This window comes from Pleurocapsa sp. CCALA 161, from assembly GCF_003003995.1.
GTDB lineage: Bacteria > Cyanobacteriota > Cyanobacteriia > Cyanobacteriales > Xenococcaceae > Waterburya.
The window spans coordinates 1-15,849 of record NZ_PVWF01000106.1; the positions used below are offsets into that span (position 1 = coordinate 1).

Annotated in this window: 13 protein-coding genes and 3 pseudogenes; 7 read left to right on the plus strand and 9 right to left on the minus strand. The window is 40.0% G+C overall.

The window, feature by feature from the left end; genetic code table 11:
- The first annotated feature begins 236 nt into the window (after window positions 1–236).
- Window positions 237–1,019, plus strand: coding sequence for a Tic22 family protein (locus C7B62_RS19605; protein WP_233220057.1), 783 nt, complete (start codon window positions 237–239; stop codon window positions 1,017–1,019).
- Entirely contained in the window at window positions 1,020–1,901 is an 882-nt protein-coding gene (prmC, locus tag C7B62_RS19610) for a peptide chain release factor N(5)-glutamine methyltransferase (RefSeq protein ID WP_106241058.1), read from the plus strand.
- 108 nt (window positions 1,902–2,009) lie between these two features.
- Here the strand turns inward: prmC and gor are convergent, their stop codons facing one another.
- The 4 genes from gor to C7B62_RS19630 all read right to left on the minus strand — a co-directional run bounded on the left by gor (window position 2,010) and on the right by C7B62_RS19630 (window position 5,012).
- Window positions 2,010–3,365: a glutathione-disulfide reductase gene (gor, locus tag C7B62_RS19615; RefSeq protein WP_106241063.1), complete on the minus strand. Its 1,356-nt coding sequence runs from the start codon at window positions 3,363–3,365 to the stop codon at window positions 2,010–2,012.
- A 120-nt stretch (window positions 3,366–3,485) separates the two neighbouring features.
- On the minus strand, window positions 3,486–3,767 hold the full coding sequence (locus C7B62_RS19620; protein WP_199194291.1) for a DUF4090 family protein: 282 nt from the start codon (window positions 3,765–3,767) through the stop codon (window positions 3,486–3,488).
- Window positions 3,768–3,896: 129 nt separating this feature from the next.
- On the minus strand, window positions 3,897–4,400 hold the full coding sequence (dps, locus tag C7B62_RS19625) for a DNA starvation/stationary phase protection protein Dps (RefSeq protein WP_106241070.1): 504 nt from the start codon (window positions 4,398–4,400) through the stop codon (window positions 3,897–3,899).
- 72 nt (window positions 4,401–4,472) lie between these two features.
- Window positions 4,473–5,012: a peroxiredoxin gene (locus tag C7B62_RS19630; protein ID WP_106241073.1), complete on the minus strand. Its 540-nt coding sequence runs from the start codon at window positions 5,010–5,012 to the stop codon at window positions 4,473–4,475.
- A 396-nt stretch (window positions 5,013–5,408) separates the two neighbouring features.
- On the opposite strand from C7B62_RS19630, the gene C7B62_RS19635 reads away from it, so the two are divergent.
- The 3 genes from C7B62_RS19635 to C7B62_RS19645 all read left to right on the plus strand — a co-directional run bounded on the left by C7B62_RS19635 (window position 5,409) and on the right by C7B62_RS19645 (window position 10,536).
- Window positions 5,409–7,100, plus strand: a complete 1,692-nt coding sequence (locus C7B62_RS19635; RefSeq protein ID WP_106241075.1) for an ELWxxDGT repeat protein — start codon at window positions 5,409–5,411, stop codon at window positions 7,098–7,100.
- Window positions 7,101–7,448: 348 nt separating this feature from the next.
- A complete protein-coding gene (locus tag C7B62_RS19640) occupies window positions 7,449–9,350 on the plus strand; it encodes an ELWxxDGT repeat protein (protein WP_106241078.1) in 1,902 nt (633 codons plus the stop codon).
- Window positions 9,351–9,435: 85 nt separating this feature from the next.
- The gene (locus tag C7B62_RS19645; RefSeq protein ID WP_106241082.1) at window positions 9,436–10,536 is read left to right on the plus strand and encodes a TIGR03032 family protein; all 1,101 of its coding nucleotides are present in this window, start codon (window positions 9,436–9,438) and stop codon (window positions 10,534–10,536) included.
- Window positions 10,537–10,727: 191 nt separating this feature from the next.
- Here C7B62_RS19645 and C7B62_RS27020 read toward each other — a convergent pair.
- Both C7B62_RS27020 and C7B62_RS19655 read right to left on the minus strand, forming a co-directional pair.
- Window positions 10,728–10,829, minus strand: a pseudogene (locus tag C7B62_RS27020) (IS5/IS1182 family transposase); the annotation flags it as partial.
- Window positions 10,830–10,987: 158 nt separating this feature from the next.
- Window positions 10,988–11,369: pseudogene (locus C7B62_RS19655) on the minus strand (IS701 family transposase); the annotation flags it as partial.
- 277 nt (window positions 11,370–11,646) lie between these two features.
- Between C7B62_RS19655 and C7B62_RS19660 the strand changes: the two are divergent.
- Both C7B62_RS19660 and C7B62_RS19665 read left to right on the plus strand, forming a co-directional pair.
- Entirely contained in the window at window positions 11,647–12,516 is an 870-nt protein-coding gene (locus C7B62_RS19660) for a DUF547 domain-containing protein (RefSeq protein ID WP_106241087.1), read from the plus strand.
- A 49-nt stretch (window positions 12,517–12,565) separates the two neighbouring features.
- The gene (locus C7B62_RS19665; RefSeq protein WP_233220058.1) at window positions 12,566–14,545 is read left to right on the plus strand and encodes a glycosyltransferase; all 1,980 of its coding nucleotides are present in this window, start codon (window positions 12,566–12,568) and stop codon (window positions 14,543–14,545) included.
- 166 nt (window positions 14,546–14,711) lie between these two features.
- On the opposite strand, the gene C7B62_RS19670 is transcribed toward C7B62_RS19665, so the two are convergent.
- The 3 genes and pseudogenes from C7B62_RS19670 to C7B62_RS19685 all read right to left on the minus strand — a co-directional run.
- Window positions 14,712–15,092: a nuclear transport factor 2 family protein gene (locus C7B62_RS19670; protein WP_255414065.1), complete on the minus strand. Its 381-nt coding sequence runs from the start codon at window positions 15,090–15,092 to the stop codon at window positions 14,712–14,714.
- A gap of 18 nt (window positions 15,093–15,110) precedes the next feature.
- Window positions 15,111–15,347: pseudogene (locus C7B62_RS19675) on the minus strand (nuclear transport factor 2 family protein); the annotation flags it as partial.
- 225 nt (window positions 15,348–15,572) lie between these two features.
- Window positions 15,573–15,849: aldo/keto reductase (locus tag C7B62_RS19685; protein ID WP_199194290.1), on the minus strand; the 277-nt coding region annotated here is incomplete at its 5' end.

A 15,849-nucleotide genomic window follows, 5' to 3' on the forward strand; every position in this document is an offset into this window, starting at 1 on the left:
AATCTTTAGATACAATTCAGATAACTTTGAATTGTATTTAGTACTAGATTAGTACTGGAGCAGAAGCAGATTGGAAATTAAAATATTGTGATCGCACAACTTCTGAGCTAAATTGGGTTTGCCTGTCTGCATCCACAAAAAGAAATAATTACATTAGACATTAGTTAACTTACCAGGTAATTTACAGTTTTATACACACAATACAAAGAGTAAATATTGTAATGAGGCAGACATCCATGATTAAATCATTGATCCGTTGGAGTATAACTTTAGGAGTCGCAGGAGCTACTTTCTTTAGCTGGGGAGCGATCGAGAACTTAATGGCGATCGCTTTACCTGAAGCAGAAGTACTTAAAAAACTTGACCCTGTGCCAGTGTTTACGATCGCCGACGAAAAAGGTGCGCCTCTAGTAGCTTCAGGAGAAGATCAAGCCAAAGTTGCGGGAGTTTTTATTTCCCAAGGTGATGCTAATGAGTTTGTCAATCAGCTTAAAACAGAAAACCCTGAACTGGCTCAAAAAGTTAAAGTCGTCCCAGTCTCATTGGGAGAAGTTTATAAGTTGGCAGGATCGGCTGAGGGTGAGAACAATTCCTTGAATTTTGCTTATGTTCCCGAAAAAGAAGCTGTCGCCTCAGCCAAAACTATTGGTGAAGCAAATCAACAGCCATATAAAGGAGGAGTTCCTTTATTTGTGGCTAAAGGCGGAGAAGGCAAAGGATATTTGACCTTTGAAAGAAATTCTGAACAGGTAATTCCTTTCTTTTTTGAAAAGGCGCAATTAGAACAAATGATTGCCAAATTTAAAGAACAAAAACCAGAAATAGCCGATAGCATAAATATTGAGGTTCATCCTTTAGAAGGAGTGATTGAAACTTTAAAAACAGGTTCAGACGAAATTCTTCAGAAAATTGTCTTAGTTCCTTCCACAGAATCAATTCAGTTTTTGCAAACGGTAACTCCTGCTACTGGAGAAACCGCAGTACCAGCGCCAGCGCCAGCACCAGCACCAGCACCATAATTGAACAGTATTTCTAGTCAGGATCTATATAGTTGGTATCGACAGGCAAAGGAAATGGCGATCGCCAATCAGATAGATCCAGATGAAGTCGATTGGCTGATCAAAACAATTACTAACTTAGATAGTCTATCTTTACGTTTAGGGACGTGGCAAAAGCAACCGCAGATTAACAGTGCTAAATCTTTATCTGAGTTAACTAAGCTCTGGCAACAGCGTCTTCAGGAGCGTCTACCTGTGCAATATTTGGTAGAAACGGTCTTTTGGAGACGTTTTCAATTAAAAGTAACGCCTGCTGTCTTGATACCTCGTCCGGAGACAGAATTAATCATCGACATAGCCTTAGCCAATAGTTTAATTTCTAGTGACCAGAGGCACTGGGTAGATTTAGGTACGGGTAGTGGCGCGATCGCCATAGGATTAGCAGATGTATTCCCCACAGCTACAGTTCATGGGGTGGATCTCAGTACAGATGCCTTGAAAATTGCTCAAGAAAACGCTAGCAGCCTGAATTTAAACAACATTCATTTTTATCAGGGTAGCTGGTGGAGTCCTTTAAATGCACTTCAAGGCAAAGTAACAGGCATGATCTCTAATCCCCCATATATTCCATCATTGCAGATTGCTCAATTACAGCCAGAAGTAGCTTGGCATGAACCTCGTTTAGCATTAGATGGTGGTGACGATGGTTTAGATGATATTCGTTATTTAATCAAAACGGCTCCCCAATATTTAGTTTCAGGGGGAATTTGGCTGATTGAATTGATGGTTGGTCAAGCAGATACAGTGGTCAGCCTTTTAATCCAGCAGGGGGAATATTACAACCCCCAAATATTTGCCGATCTGGCTGGTATTGAACGTTTTGTCTTAGCTTATAGGCGTTAAAGCTTAGGCTTCGCCTAAGCGCCAATCACCCACTTTAACTGCTTTTTTCTTACTTTGTTAATGGTTTGTTAACTGTAATAGCGCAACTGCTCAATATAATCGACTGATTTATCTCATGGTGACAAATTCTTCCGCTGAACTCGGATGTATACCCACTGTCGCATCAAAATTAGCTTTGGTAGCACCCATTTTTAAAGCGATCGCCACTCCCTGAATAATTTCGGCGGCATTGTCTCCTACCATATGCGCACCCACTACTTTATCGGTATTGGTGTCCACAATTAGCTTCATCAAAGTTTTCTCTTCTTTGCCTGCTAAAGTGTAGTACATTGGACGGAATTTACTACGATATACCTTAATGGCATCACCATATTTTTCCTTGGCTTCGGCTTCGGTTAAACCAACAGTAGCTGCTTCAGGCGTACTAAACACAGCAGTAGGAATATTTTCGTAGCTCATTTTTCGCGATTGACCACCAAAATGAGTGTCGGCGAAGGCTCTACCCTCGTTGATAGCTACAGGAGTTAGATTGATGCGATCGGTACAGTCACCCACTGCATAAATGTGATCTTCGGCGGTTTTATTATATTCATCTACGGCGATCGCACCTTTAACCACCTCTACTCCAGTATTTTCCAAGCCTAGATTGGACAAATCAGGCTCTCTTCCTGTAGCTGCCAAACTAACCGCATCAGCCACAATAATTTCTGATTCACCATTACTGATGGGAATAGTGATTTCTAAACCTAAATCTTGTTTGGCAATTGAAAGCTTAGGCTTGTTATTCAAAATACGAATGCCGTGTCTTTCCATACCCTCTTGGATCTCAGTGCGTAGATCTTCGTCAAATCCTCGCAAAATTTTATCACCACGAATAACCACAGTTACCTCTGTCCCCAAACCATTGAGAATACAGGCAAACTCAACGCCAATATAACCCCCGCCAATAATCACGATCCTTTTTGGTTGTTCTTTGACGTTAAATATTTCTCTGGAAGTAATTGCGTGTTCTACCCCAGGAATATCGTCTGGCTTTACAGGTTTACCACCTACCGCAATTAAAATCTTTTCAGCGGTGACCTTTTGCTCCCCAATCTCAATTGTATGGGAATCAATAAACTTACCATAACCCCGATACAGTTTGACTTCGGAGTTATCCAACATTCTCTGATAAATACCGTTAAGGCGATCGACCTCGTTATTTACCGCCGTAATCATCTTGAGCCAGTTAAAACTGGTTTCGCCTACTGTCCAACCGTAACCTGCCGATTCTTCAAACTCATAGGGAAAATGAGACGCATAAACCATCAGCTTTTTAGGCACACACCCGCGATTAACACAAGTTCCCCCCAGGCGATCGCTTTCCACAATCCCTACCTTAGCCCCATATTGGGCTGCACGCCTAGCGGTGGCGATTCCTCCTGAACCTGCACCAATGACAAATAGATCAAAATCATAGCTCATATTCTTATGCTTATATCTCCTTATATATTTTTATTTAAGCTAAACTTTCAATAGAAAGACAGGTTTGCATTATTCTCCTGCGCCCCTGCCGTCATAATTTCTCTGCTTTATTACTGAGTGTTATTTACCGCCGTAATAAAAAGCGATCTCTTTATCTTTTAAAGGAGAAAATTCGGCATCCAGCAACATTTGATTTAGCTCTGCTTGAGCCAGATGTTTTGCCCCAATTCTGACGATTCTTGAACGCATTGTATTAGTAACGCCACTTCTTTGTCTTCCCGCTTCAAACCCCATCACCTTATTATATAGCGACAACTTTGACACGGGAATTGGTGAACCATCTAAATCAAGACCTTGAGCGATCGCCCGATCTACTGCATCTGCACCTTGGGTATTTGTCATATCTGTCATATTTTTTTCCTGTATAGTTAGCATTGCTCAGACTACAGTTTTATCAGGACAAATACAATCAAAGTCTCAGATTTAGGCTCTTTAATCTATACTCCAGCTTAGAGTTTAAAGCTATTGAAACTAACCAACTAAATGAGCTTCTAAGAACCAAAGACGCTTATCGATCGTGCGAGAAATTTCTGTATAAAGATCCGCTGTATCTGCATCTCCCAATTCGTCGGTAGTATCAATTGCCTCACGTAAATGTTTGGCGTATAGACTATAGCGATCGGCTAAGGCAGTAATATGTTCCGCTCCCGAAACCGCCTCCAAAGCATATTCAGGTAAGATAGATTCCGCAGCAGCAACTCTTGCTGTACCCATCGCTGTACCTGCTAAAGCAGTAACTCGTTCAGCCACCAGATCGGTATACTCTTCTAGTTCACCTGCCATCTCATCAAATAGCAAATGTAGCTGATAAAAGTCCATACCCTTGACGTTCCAGTGCGCTTGCTTGGTTTGAGTTTTTAAATCTAGTGTTGCTGCCAAGGTTTGATTTAAAATCCCAACTATTTTTGCTCGAAGATCTTCTGATAAATCAATTCGAGTTGCATAAAGCTTTTGCTTAGAAACAGTAGAAACCATAATTTAATTCTCCTGAAGTGTTTATTAAGTGTAGAAAATTCAGTCCGCAATCTTCAACTAAATGATTACTGTTTACTGTTCGCTGTTTTGCGTTCCTTTTAAATATGCCAACATTGTCTCAGCATCAGATACTTCAAAAGGATCGGTAGGACAGTTATGACCTAAATCTGCTTCAGCAAAGATTTTTTCGATTTTCATGTCGTTAACCAACATTGAATAACGCCAAGAACGCATCCCAAAGCCCAAATTATTTTTTTCTACTAACATTCCCATCTCACGAGTAAACTCTCCATTCCCGTCGGGAAGCAAGAAGACGTTTTTAACTCCCTGTTGTTTGCCCCATTGGAACATCACAAAAGCATCATTTACCGAAATACAAACAATTTGGTCGATTCCCAAAGACTTAAACTCTTCGTAGTGCTGTTCGTATCCAGGTAAATGAGTTGAGGAACAGGTTGGGGTAAACGCACCTGGAAGAGAAAACACAATTACTTTTTTGCCTTTAAAAATTTCTTCTGTTGTCATGTCTTGCCAACGGAAAGGATTAGGCCCTTCAACCGACTCATCACGTACTCTGGTTTTGAATACTACGCTAGGTACTGTGTCTCTCATTGTATATATTGCTCCTTAACTAATAATTTTGTTTTGATTACCAATCTCAATATGTAAATCATACTCATAACGACTATGACTTGTCAAGTTAAATTGAAGTTAAATTGCCAGATAGCAAAATAATTTTTGGAAATTCATTACGCGCTCCAATTTTGTAACAAGAATGTTACAAATGTAGAAAAGTTACAAATGTAGATAATGCCTTAAGCTCCAGTTATCAAAAGACTTGCAGAAGAATAAGACATAAATATTGTCACAATTTCCTGAAATTAGAGCCTAAAATAGATGATCTGAAAAATATTTAGTTATTTAGTTACGGGCTGAACCTCTCTTAGCTTGAGAGAGCTTTGCAACGATGAACAATCAACACTATCTCATAAACCAACGGTCAAACAAATGGATACCAATTTAGATCAAGTTGAACTAGTTAAGGATATCAATCCTGGCGTTTCTGATTTTAATCCACGCTATCAACTACCTCTCAATCCGAACCTGCCCTACTCGCCTCCACCTTCTCAAGTTCCCAATGGTTCTTTTCCCACTAGCTTAGTTGAATTCAATGATCGGCTCTATTTTAATGCTGATAATGGAGAAAATGGTCGAGAGTTATTTGTTAGTGATGGTACTGCTGATGGTACGCAATTAGTTAAAGATATTCGTCCAGGTACTACTGACTATGGCTATAACTATAGTTCTTCTCCTGAAAACTTAGTCGAATTCAACAACCAGATCTTTTTTAGTGCTAATGATGGAGAGAATGGCAATGAGCTATTTGTCAGCGATGGTACTGCTGAAGGCACTCAACTATTAGTGGATCTTTATCCAGGAGAAGATAACTACGGCGGCAATGGTTCTTTCCCTAGAAACTTGACCGAATTTGATGAAAAACTCTACTTTACAGCCAATGATGGAGAGAATGGCAATGAGCTATTTGTCAGCGACGGTACTGCCGAGGGAACTCAACTACTTGTAGATCTTCGTCCAGGAGAAGATAACTACGGTAATAATAATGGTGCTTACCCTAGTAACTTGACTGAATTTGATAACAAGCTCTATTTTGCGGGCAATGATGGTGTTCATGGCAATGAGCTATTTGTCAGTGACGGTACTGCTGAGGGAACTCAACTATTAGTGGATCTTCGCCCAGGAAGCAATCAATACGACTCTTATAGTTCTTACCCTAGTAACTTAACTGAATTTGATGGCAAACTCTACTTTACGGCTAATGATGGTGTTCATGGCAATGAGCTATTTGTCAGCGACGGTACTGCTGAGGGAACTCAACTATTAGTGGATCTTCGCCCAGGAAGCAATCAATACGGCTCTTATAGTTCTTACCCTAGTAACTTAACCGAATTTGATGACAAGCTCTACTTTACGGCTAATGATGGTGTTCATGGCAATGAGCTATTTGTCAGTGACGGTACTGCCGAAGGAACTCAGCTCGTGGCAGATATTAATCCAGGAACTAGTAACGATGGATATAGTAATAGTTCTTACCCCAGTAACTTAACCGAATTTAATGGCAAGCTCTACTTCACAGCGGATGATGGGGAAAAAGGTAATGAGCTATTTGTCACTGATGGTACTACGAAAGAAACTCAGCTCGTGGCAGATATTAATCCAGGGCTAAATAATTACAGTTATCCCAATAGTTCTTTTGCTTCTAGCTTAACTGTGGTTGGAGATGAGTTATTTTTTGCGGCTGACAACGGTGAAACTGGAACTGAGCTATTTAAACTGACTATTAGTGATCTGACAGAATCATCGCCAATTGAGATCAATGGTTCTGATCGTGCAGACAATTTACTAGGAGGTGATTATAACGATCTGTTTGATGGAGGGATTGGCAATGATCATCTCAATGGGGGAAATGGTGAAGATATCTTTGTGTTGAGGCCTAGTACTGGATCTGATACTATTTCTGATTTTGACTTAGGAGGCGATCGCTTTGGTTTGGCTGATGGTTTGCAGTTTGAGGATCTAAGTTTTGCTAATAATACTATCTTGGCTGGGGCGGAAGTATTGGCAACTCTGGAGGGGATTAACACTGAACAACTGACATCCAGCGACTTTCAAACGATTTAAATAATCAAATTACCTAGGGGTTGAAATCTCAACCCCTTTTCTGAGAGTAGTAATTAATTTTTCATCTAGCGTTAATCTGGCATCTTTATTAATGGTTTAACCCGCTAACAAAGTCAAGACTTAATACTAAAGTGCAAGAAAATTTACGGGAAGAAATAAATTCAAAATTTTATCTCAACCTTGGGTCGTCGAAAAAACTTTTGGATGATTTAATTGGTGAGTCATTGTGCGACGCGAAGCCATAAAAAACTAACTTCGTGTCTCTAATCCTGGAGGGTGTCGTTGTTTAAAGATGATCTTAATAATAATTAGCAATCGACACTATCTCACTAAAAAACAATCAAACAAATGGATAATAATTTAAGTCAAGTCGTATTAGTTAAGGATATTAACCCTGGCTTTTTTAAGAGCTATGATAACAATAGTGACTATCAGCCCACATATTCAATAGTTCCTGAAAGCTCTTTTCCTGATGGCTTGGTAGAATTCAAAGGCAAGCTATATTTCACAGCGAATAATGGAGAAACTGGCAATGAGCTATTTGTTAGTGACGGGACTGCCGAAGGAACTAGATTAGCAGCGAATCTTAATCCAGGAGAAAATATCCATTTTTTTGATGGCTTAGTCGAATTCAACGACAAGCTATATTTCAAAGCGAATGATGGTATTCATGGCGATGGGCTATTTGTCAGTGATGGTACTGCCGAAGGAACTAGATTAGCAGCGGTTCTCGATCCAAGAAAAAGTAACGACGGCTCTGGTCGTGGTTCTGCTCCTGATAACTTCGTTGAATTTAATGACAAGCTATATTTCACAGCGGATGATGGTGTTCATGGCGATGAGCTATTTGTCAGTGACGGTACGCCTGAAGGAACTCAATTAGCAGCGGATCTTTATCCAGGAGAAAATGGCTACGGCTATATTAATAGTTCTTTTCCTATGAACTTCGTTGAATTCAACGGCAAGCTATATTTCACGGCAGATGATGGTGTTCATGGTAATGAGCTGTTTGTCAGCGACGGTACCGCTGAAGGAACTAAATTAGTGGCAGATATCCGTCCAGGAGTCAACAAATACGGTAATCTTAGCTCTTTTGCTAATAACCTAGTTGAATTTAATGGCAAGCTATATTTCACAGCGGATGATGGTGTTCATGGCAATGAACTATTTGTCAGTGATGGTACGCCTGAAGGAACTCAATTAGCGGTGGATCTTTATCCAGGGGAAAATAATTACGGCAATATCAATGCTTCTTACCCTAGTAACCTAGTTGAATTTAATGGCAAGCTATATTTCACAGCGGATGATGGTGTTCATGGCAATGAACTATTTGTCAGTGATGGTACGCCTGAAGGAACTCAATTAGCGGTGGATCTTTATCCAGGAGAAAATAGCTACGGCTATAGTAATAGTTCTTTTCCTAAGAACTTGGTTGAATTCAACGGCAAGCTATATTTTACGGCAGATGATGGTGTTCATGGCAATGAGCTATTTGTCAGTGATGGTACGTCTAAAGGCACTCAATTAGTGGCAGATATCCGTCCAGAAAAAACTAGTAATGGCTATGGCTACAGTTCTTCTCCTTACGAATTAACTGTTGTTGGTAATGAATTATTTTTCCGTGCTGATAACGGTCAAACTGGACAAGAACTGTTTAAGTTAACTTTTGATAATGCAAGAGACGCAACACCAATTTTAATTAATGGCTCTGAAGATTCAGACTTTTTATTGGGTGGCGATCGCGCTGAACAAATTCAAGCCTTGAACGGTCAAGATACTGTTGTTAGCTGTGGAGGCAATGACTACATTGATGGTGGTGATGGAGACGATCGCCTGATTAGTAATGTAGGTAATGATAATCTAATTGGCGGTAACGGCAACGATACCCTCAGTAGCGGAAATGATAACGATACGCTGTGGGGTGGCAACGGTAACGATATTTTAAGAGGAAGAAGTGGCGATGATATCCTAACAGGAGGTAGCGATCGCGATCTGCTAGATGGAGGGATTGGTAATGACATCCTCCATGGTCGTAGCGGTGACGATATCTTTGTGCTGAAATCTGGTGCTGGATCTGATACGATTGTTGACTTTAGATTAGGAAGCGATCGCCTTGGTTTAGCGAATGGATTGCAATTTGATGACCTGAGTTTTGCTGGTAATACTATTCTGCTTGGGGAGGAAGTATTGGCGACTCTTAATTGGATTAATACCGAACAACTAACGTCTGACAACTTTAAAAAACTTTAAAACGATTTAAATAATCGGCAAGGGGTTGAGATTTCAACCTCTTGGCTGACAGTAGTAATTAATCTCGAATCTGGCAATTTTATTAATGGTTCAACCCACTAACAAAGTCAATCCTGAGGCGCAAGACAACTTACGAGAAGTAAGTTACGAATATAGCAATAATTTGGCTCAAATTTTAAAACATCTGCAAATTTCGCTTTTCTTTTCTACCTATCAAGCGGGTAAATTGGGAATCGTCACCGTTAAAGAGCAGAAGCTAGATATTGCCTTCCATAATTTTGAACGAGCAATGGGTCTGGCGCTTAATAGGTCGCGGATGGCAGTTGGAGGCAAGGATTGGGTCTATTTTCTCAAAAACGACACTGACATAGCAGTGCAGATTGACCCTGCTGGTAGCTATGATGCTTGCTATCTAACCAAAAGTGGACAGTATACAGGAGACATTTCAATCCACGATTTAGCCTGGGGAGGTCAAGAATTATGGATTGTGAATACGCGATTTTCCTGTCTTTGCACCTTAAGTAACAACTACAATTTTATTCCTCAGTGGCGACCAAGTTTTGTTAGCGCGATCGCTCCTGAAGATCGTTGTCATCTTAATGGGATGGCGATGGTGAACGGAATGCCTAAATACGTTACGGTCTTAGGTAAAACTAATACTCCTGGTGGTTGGCGATCGCAAAAGGCGCATGGGGGATGTATCTTGGAAGTGCCGAGTAGTAAAGTAATCACCACAGGCTTATCAATGCCTCATTCTCCCAGAATGCATCAAGGTATTTTGTGGGTGCTTAATTCGGGTAAAGGAGAACTAATTACCGTAGATTCCAACTCTGGCAAGCAGGAAATGATCGTGGCATTGCCTGGTTATGCTCGTGGTCTAGCAATTATCGGCAAGTATGCTTTTGTAGGCTTGTCTAAGATTCGAGAAACCGCTATTTTTGGCAACTTACCTATTAGCGATCGCTTTGATGAACTCAAATGTGGGGTCGCGGTAGTCGATTTACAGACGAGGCAAATGATTAGCTGTTTGGAATTTAAATCAGGAGTAGACGAAATTTTCGATCTACAAGGGATCGCTTTTTCCAGCGCCATGATTTCTGGTCCTTATGCGGTTACTGATGGTGTTATGCCAATTTGGTCGTTGCCAGCTAGTGCTGCCCCAAAATATTATAGTCATTTCAAATAGCAACCAGTGGATCTTATAACGAAGTAACAAGTAACAAGTAACAAGTAAAATTCACCATCATCATTAATACAAAGTAACCATAGGGAAATTAATTAAAATGACTATAGTAAGTAGCAAATAAGATTTGACCTTATTATCAATACAAAACTACCATAAGGAAATTAATTGGAATGACTATAGTATTAATTCTTTCCAGCTACTAAAACATAGAAGATTCCATCGACCACTCTTCTCATTTCTACGGTTCGAGGACGACCTCCTGGTTTTGCTGATGGAATCAAAGTTTTGATTATTTCCCACTACTCATCTGTTAAATCAGTACGATATGATTGATTCATAGCTATCGTTACCTGTCTTTTTAGCTATTGACAGATTAAATAAGCGCGAGAGTTTTTCTGATTTTTATCAGCGATCGTATTTATTTTGACTTTTCAGACATCCTCTAAGTAGAAAAAATAATTTCCCACCACTTATCAATCTCTAAAAAATTAGTAAATCGATAATCAGTCCATCCCAATTCTGGTTTACATTGTCTAAATCCATATTCGCGCCCTCGTTCTTAACCCGTACAAATTGCCAATTTGCTTCTTCATTTTGCTTCGGGTTACTTGAATATTAGTCATCACAAAAGAAGTAGAATTTTCGGGCATAGTCTCAGGGTTAGTAGTTATTGACCAATAAGTTCTTTGATTTCGTTTGCCGTAAATTACTTCTTTGATATATCTGGTTTCTGATTTTTGATCATTAAAAGTTCTCTTGAATTTGCACCACTTATTAGCTCTAACCTTCTGCTCAGAGGACAGCCAGACACCATGATTACTTCTAATTGCCATGTGAACAGCGGTGACGCGACGAAGGAGCTTATCCGAAGGTGTCCTAAAGGATATATCGAAGTGTACCACAAGGGCATAACATATCCCTTTAGGGACACCTGCGGATATACCCTTTAGGGAATCTTTTAGGAATCCTTTAGGACTGCTTCAAGAAAACGGAGTCTATTCAACTGAAAACGGCTGTAAATCCTTTTTCGTTTTAGCTTCGTATTTATTATTGGTTGAACGCTTAATAATTTAAATAATACTAAACTACTAATCAAAACAATCTACAATTATGCCGAGACGATATTTAAATAATACACCCAACCGATGGTTGCTTCCCCTTACTCTAGTTATACTTCTAACTAGCTGCGGAGGATACTCTAACTCCGAAGCTCAAAATAGCCCAGAAAAACAACCAGAATCGAGTGTTATTGCTGCTCAACCATTAAACTATCAGGATTATGCCGAAGTTTTACAAAATTATGTCGATGCATCGGGAAGAATTGACTACGAACAATTGCAGAATAATCGGCAAAAACTCGACAAGTTTAATGCTGCTATTGGTTCTGTTCCTCCCAATACCTATAAATCTTGGACAGATCAACAGAAAATTGCTTTTTTAATTAATGCTTACAATTCCCTGACCCTAGAAGCGATTGTCGATAATTATCCCACCGAAAGTATTCGTGACATTCCTGGAGTTTGGGATCGAAAGAAATTCAGAGTTATTGGTCAAGAAATGACCTTAAATGAGATCGAACATGAAATCCTTCGCAAACAATTCAATGAACCCAGAATTCACATGGCTTTGGTCTGTGCTTCTAGCGGTTGTCCTAAATTAAGGACTGAACCTTATTCGGGAGAAAAACTCAGCGCTCAACTCGACGAACAAACCAAAACTTTTCTCGCTATCCCTGACAATTTTCGCATCGATCGCGATTCAGAGAGGGTTTACGTTTCTTCAATTTTTAAATGGTTTGGCAAAGACTTCGAGAAAAGTTATAGCAAAGAGGAAAATTTTGACAACTTGAACGGCAAAGAAACAGCTTTTATCAATTTTATCAGTCAATATCTGAGTCCAACCGAGCAAGAATATTTGACCCAAGGGGTTTATAAAGTAAGTTACTTAGATTACGATTGGTCTCTTAACGCCAAGCGATAAGCAAGCGATAAGTCAGATGGTTTCTTGCGGATAAATGATAGGTGTAAAATTGAATCAAAGCCTTTTAAACCATAACTGCTGCGAATTAAGTCGGGTTTTTACCATTGTACCTGCCCTCAATGAAGAAGCGACCATTGGCAGCGTCATCGAGTCCTTACAATCCTCTGGACTGACAAACATCTACGTCGTAGATAATGGGAGTAGCGATCGCACGGCATTTGAAGCTCATTCTGCTGGTGCTAAAGTTTTCAGTGAACCATTGCCTGGTTACGGTCGAGCCTGTTGGCACGGATTACAACAATTACCAGATGAGTGCGATTGGATTTTATTCTGTGATGGTGATGGTAGTGACGATCTCAGTAAACTGCCAGAGTTTTTTGCTGCGACTCAAAATGCCGATTTCATCCTGGGTAACCGCCGTGCTAGTGCTTCTGGTCGCGCTGCTTTGACTGCGGCACAAAACTTTGGTAACTGGCTGGCTACTCTGCTCATCGGTTGGGGTTGGGGATATTGGTATCGAGATTTGGGTCCCTTGCGCTTAATTCGTCGCTCTGCCTTAGAAAAAATACAGATGCGCGATCGCTCTTTTGGCTGGACGGTAGAGATGCAGGCAAAAGCAGTTGACTGTGGTTTAAAGATTTGTGAAATTCCTGTGGGCTACCGCCACCGACAGGGAGGTCGCTCGAAAATTTCTGGGACGCTCAAAGGAAGCTTTAATGCTGGCAGGATTATTTTAGCAACTTTGGGGAGTTTATACTGGCAACGGAAAGATTTTTTTCGTTCCCCATTGCTTCAGTGGCTGAGTTCCTTACTTCTTATTGTGGGGGCAGTTCTCATTATTCCTCACGGAGATTTTCAGCAAGCGGGGACAGTACCTCGGTTTTGGTTGGGAATCGGAGTAATGGGTTTGGGGTTTGTGCTTTCTTGGGGGCTTCGAGACATAAGTAGTGCTTGGTTTTGGAGCGTGACAATTTTGACTAGGTTGCTGCTGCTGCCGATGTATCCAGGAGATGATATTTGGCGTTACCTATGGGAAGGATATATTCAAAACTTAGGTTTTAGTCCCTATAGTTTGCCACCCAACGCCTCGGAATTGATTCCCTATCGAACCGATTGGTGGGCATTAATCAACCATTTAGATACTTCTGCTATTTACCCACCACTGACTCAACTAGGATTTCGAGCTTTAGCTTTAATTAGTACCTCAGTATTATTGTTTAAACTGGCGTTTGTTCTAGCCGATTTAGGGGTATGTTGGCTATTAAGTAAAACTTGGGGCGATCGCCAAACCCTACTCTATGCTTGGAATCCCTTAGTTATCTATTCTTTTGCCGGTGGAGGTCACTATGATAGCTGGTTTATTTTACCTTTAGTAGCGGGATGGTTGGCTTTCGAGCGACGCTATTGGGCATGGAGTGCATTGCTCATTGGTTTGAGCGTGGCAATCAAGTGGATGTCACTACCGATTCTGGTCTTTTTAGCTTTACAAGGAAGAAGAAAATATGCACCTTTAGTTTTCTTATTGGGTATGTTGCCAATGTTGGCGACAGCTTTTGGGTTTTGCCATGATAGTAATTGTTCCTTAATTCCAACTACTTCAACCTTCGTTTCTCACGGTCGCAGTGCCGAATTTATTCCTTATTTAATTAGTTTAGTTTGGTATCCTTCAACACAATCAAACTGGATTTATGCCATTCCTCTAGGGTTAATAGCGATCGCTTTACTGTGGCATTGCCGTAGCTTCGTCAATTTTGTTGAGTGGTATTTTTTTGCTTTGTTGACACTATCACCAATTGTTCACGCTTGGTATTTTACCTGGTCAATTCCCTCGGCTGTAGCTACCCGCAATCTTGGCGTACGTTGGGTTAGCCTTTCGGCTTTTGTTTACTTTATCCTCAAACATCGACAATCTTTAGGTAACTTTGACTGGCGATTAACTCCTTTAGAAAGGTACTGGCTTTGGTTGCCTTTTCTTATAGGCTTTCTCTGGATAAAATTCTGTGGCAAGAATGTTGAAGACGATTATTAGTGTTCATGGCAAAATTGTTTAATTTCAGTTTAATAAAATGAGTGAAATAAGTTGGCACTTATTAACTCTAGTAATTTCCAGATTATCACCACCTTGTTTAAAATCACGAAACATTGTCTTATCGCCTTAAAACACGTATTTTGAGTTTTCTGTCAATGCTAAACTCCTAATCTAAACCAAAAGCATCTTTAAACACAATCGGATCGTAATATTCGCGAAACAGTTCAATTTTGCCATCGACAACATGAAACAAACCGCCATATCGCTGGTTGTAGTTTCTTCCTGTAGTAATAATTTCTACATTACCCCGCCATTCAGCAAAAACCATTGTGGCATCCTGCATGGGATAAAATACTAACTCATCGATAAAATTGGCTTTTCCGCTTGTTTCTGGCCATGCAGCATAGTGTTTAATCAGATTAGCTTTCCCCTCGACACGCTTAGGAAAACCTTCGGGGGAAAAAGGCATATCTTGCACTGCATCTTCCGCCCAAACTGAGGCAAATTTATCCATATCTTTGTCTTCTAAAGATGTTAAGAAATCAATTACGGCTTGCTTTGTCTGTTAGCGTTGAAGATAAGAAGAAGGGTTAATACTCGCTTGTTCTACAGCTCGATCAATAATAGCGCGATCGCCTTGTTCGGATTCAGCAATAAAAGTCATTTTGGCGATCGCCCATTCTCCATCTTCTTTAACTAAACCATATTCATAGCTACCTGTAATTTGCCATAACATTTCATTTAAGTAATGATTAGCGACAACATCAGCCATAGCAGTTGCCGTATTTCCCTTAACTTCAGTTTCAAGATTATTGCTAGTTGTTTTTTTCTAGTGGGTAGTGCTATTTTTACTTTTGAGGCGATACTAGAATTTATGAGAGCAACTTCTATTCTGTCTTTGGCTCATTTTCTAGCTTGTTTATTTTTTACTATTGGCTCTTGGCTTTTTCTACGAAATGCTCAAAACTAAGAGATTAATGCTGGAATTTTGAGAATTATTCTGTTATCCAGCATAAGTACAATCATCTTAATCCATCAATTGTGAATAACGATGAGGATTGATTTGCTCAAATGTGCCATTGTAAACGAAATTTTTGACCATATCGGTTTTATAGAAATCATGAGGAAAACCGAGTTCAATTTGACTTATTGCATCCAACTGTTTTATTTGTTCTTTTGGTAATTGCAAATCGATACATTGAAGATTGTCTTCAAGATGAGAAACTTTTCTTGCACCAATAATTGGAATTACGCCTTTACTCAGTAACCAACTTAAAGCGACTTGTGATGAACTTTTGCCTACT

Bases quoted from the DNA above. Each gene is read 5' to 3' on its own strand.
- C7B62_RS19660 (WP_106241087.1), top strand. From the start codon at position 11,647: ATGCCGAGACGATATTTAAATAATACACCCAACCGATGGTTGCTTCCC.
- gor (WP_106241063.1), bottom strand. From the start codon at position 3,365: ATGAGCTATGATTTTGATCTATTTGTCATTGGTGCAGGTTCAGGAGGA.
- C7B62_RS19605 (WP_233220057.1), top strand. From the start codon at position 237: ATGATTAAATCATTGATCCGTTGGAGTATAACTTTAGGAGTCGCAGGA.
- C7B62_RS19645 (WP_106241082.1), top strand. From the start codon at position 9,436: ATGGTTCAACCCACTAACAAAGTCAATCCTGAGGCGCAAGACAACTTA.
- C7B62_RS19630 (WP_106241073.1), bottom strand. From the start codon at position 5,012: ATGAGAGACACAGTACCTAGCGTAGTATTCAAAACCAGAGTACGTGAT.
- dps (WP_106241070.1), bottom strand. From the start codon at position 4,400: ATGGTTTCTACTGTTTCTAAGCAAAAGCTTTATGCAACTCGAATTGAT.
- C7B62_RS19620 (WP_199194291.1), bottom strand. From the start codon at position 3,767: ATGACAAATACCCAAGGTGCAGATGCAGTAGATCGGGCGATCGCTCAA.
- C7B62_RS19640 (WP_106241078.1), top strand. From the start codon at position 7,449: ATGGATAATAATTTAAGTCAAGTCGTATTAGTTAAGGATATTAACCCT.
- C7B62_RS19635 (WP_106241075.1), top strand. From the start codon at position 5,409: ATGGATACCAATTTAGATCAAGTTGAACTAGTTAAGGATATCAATCCT.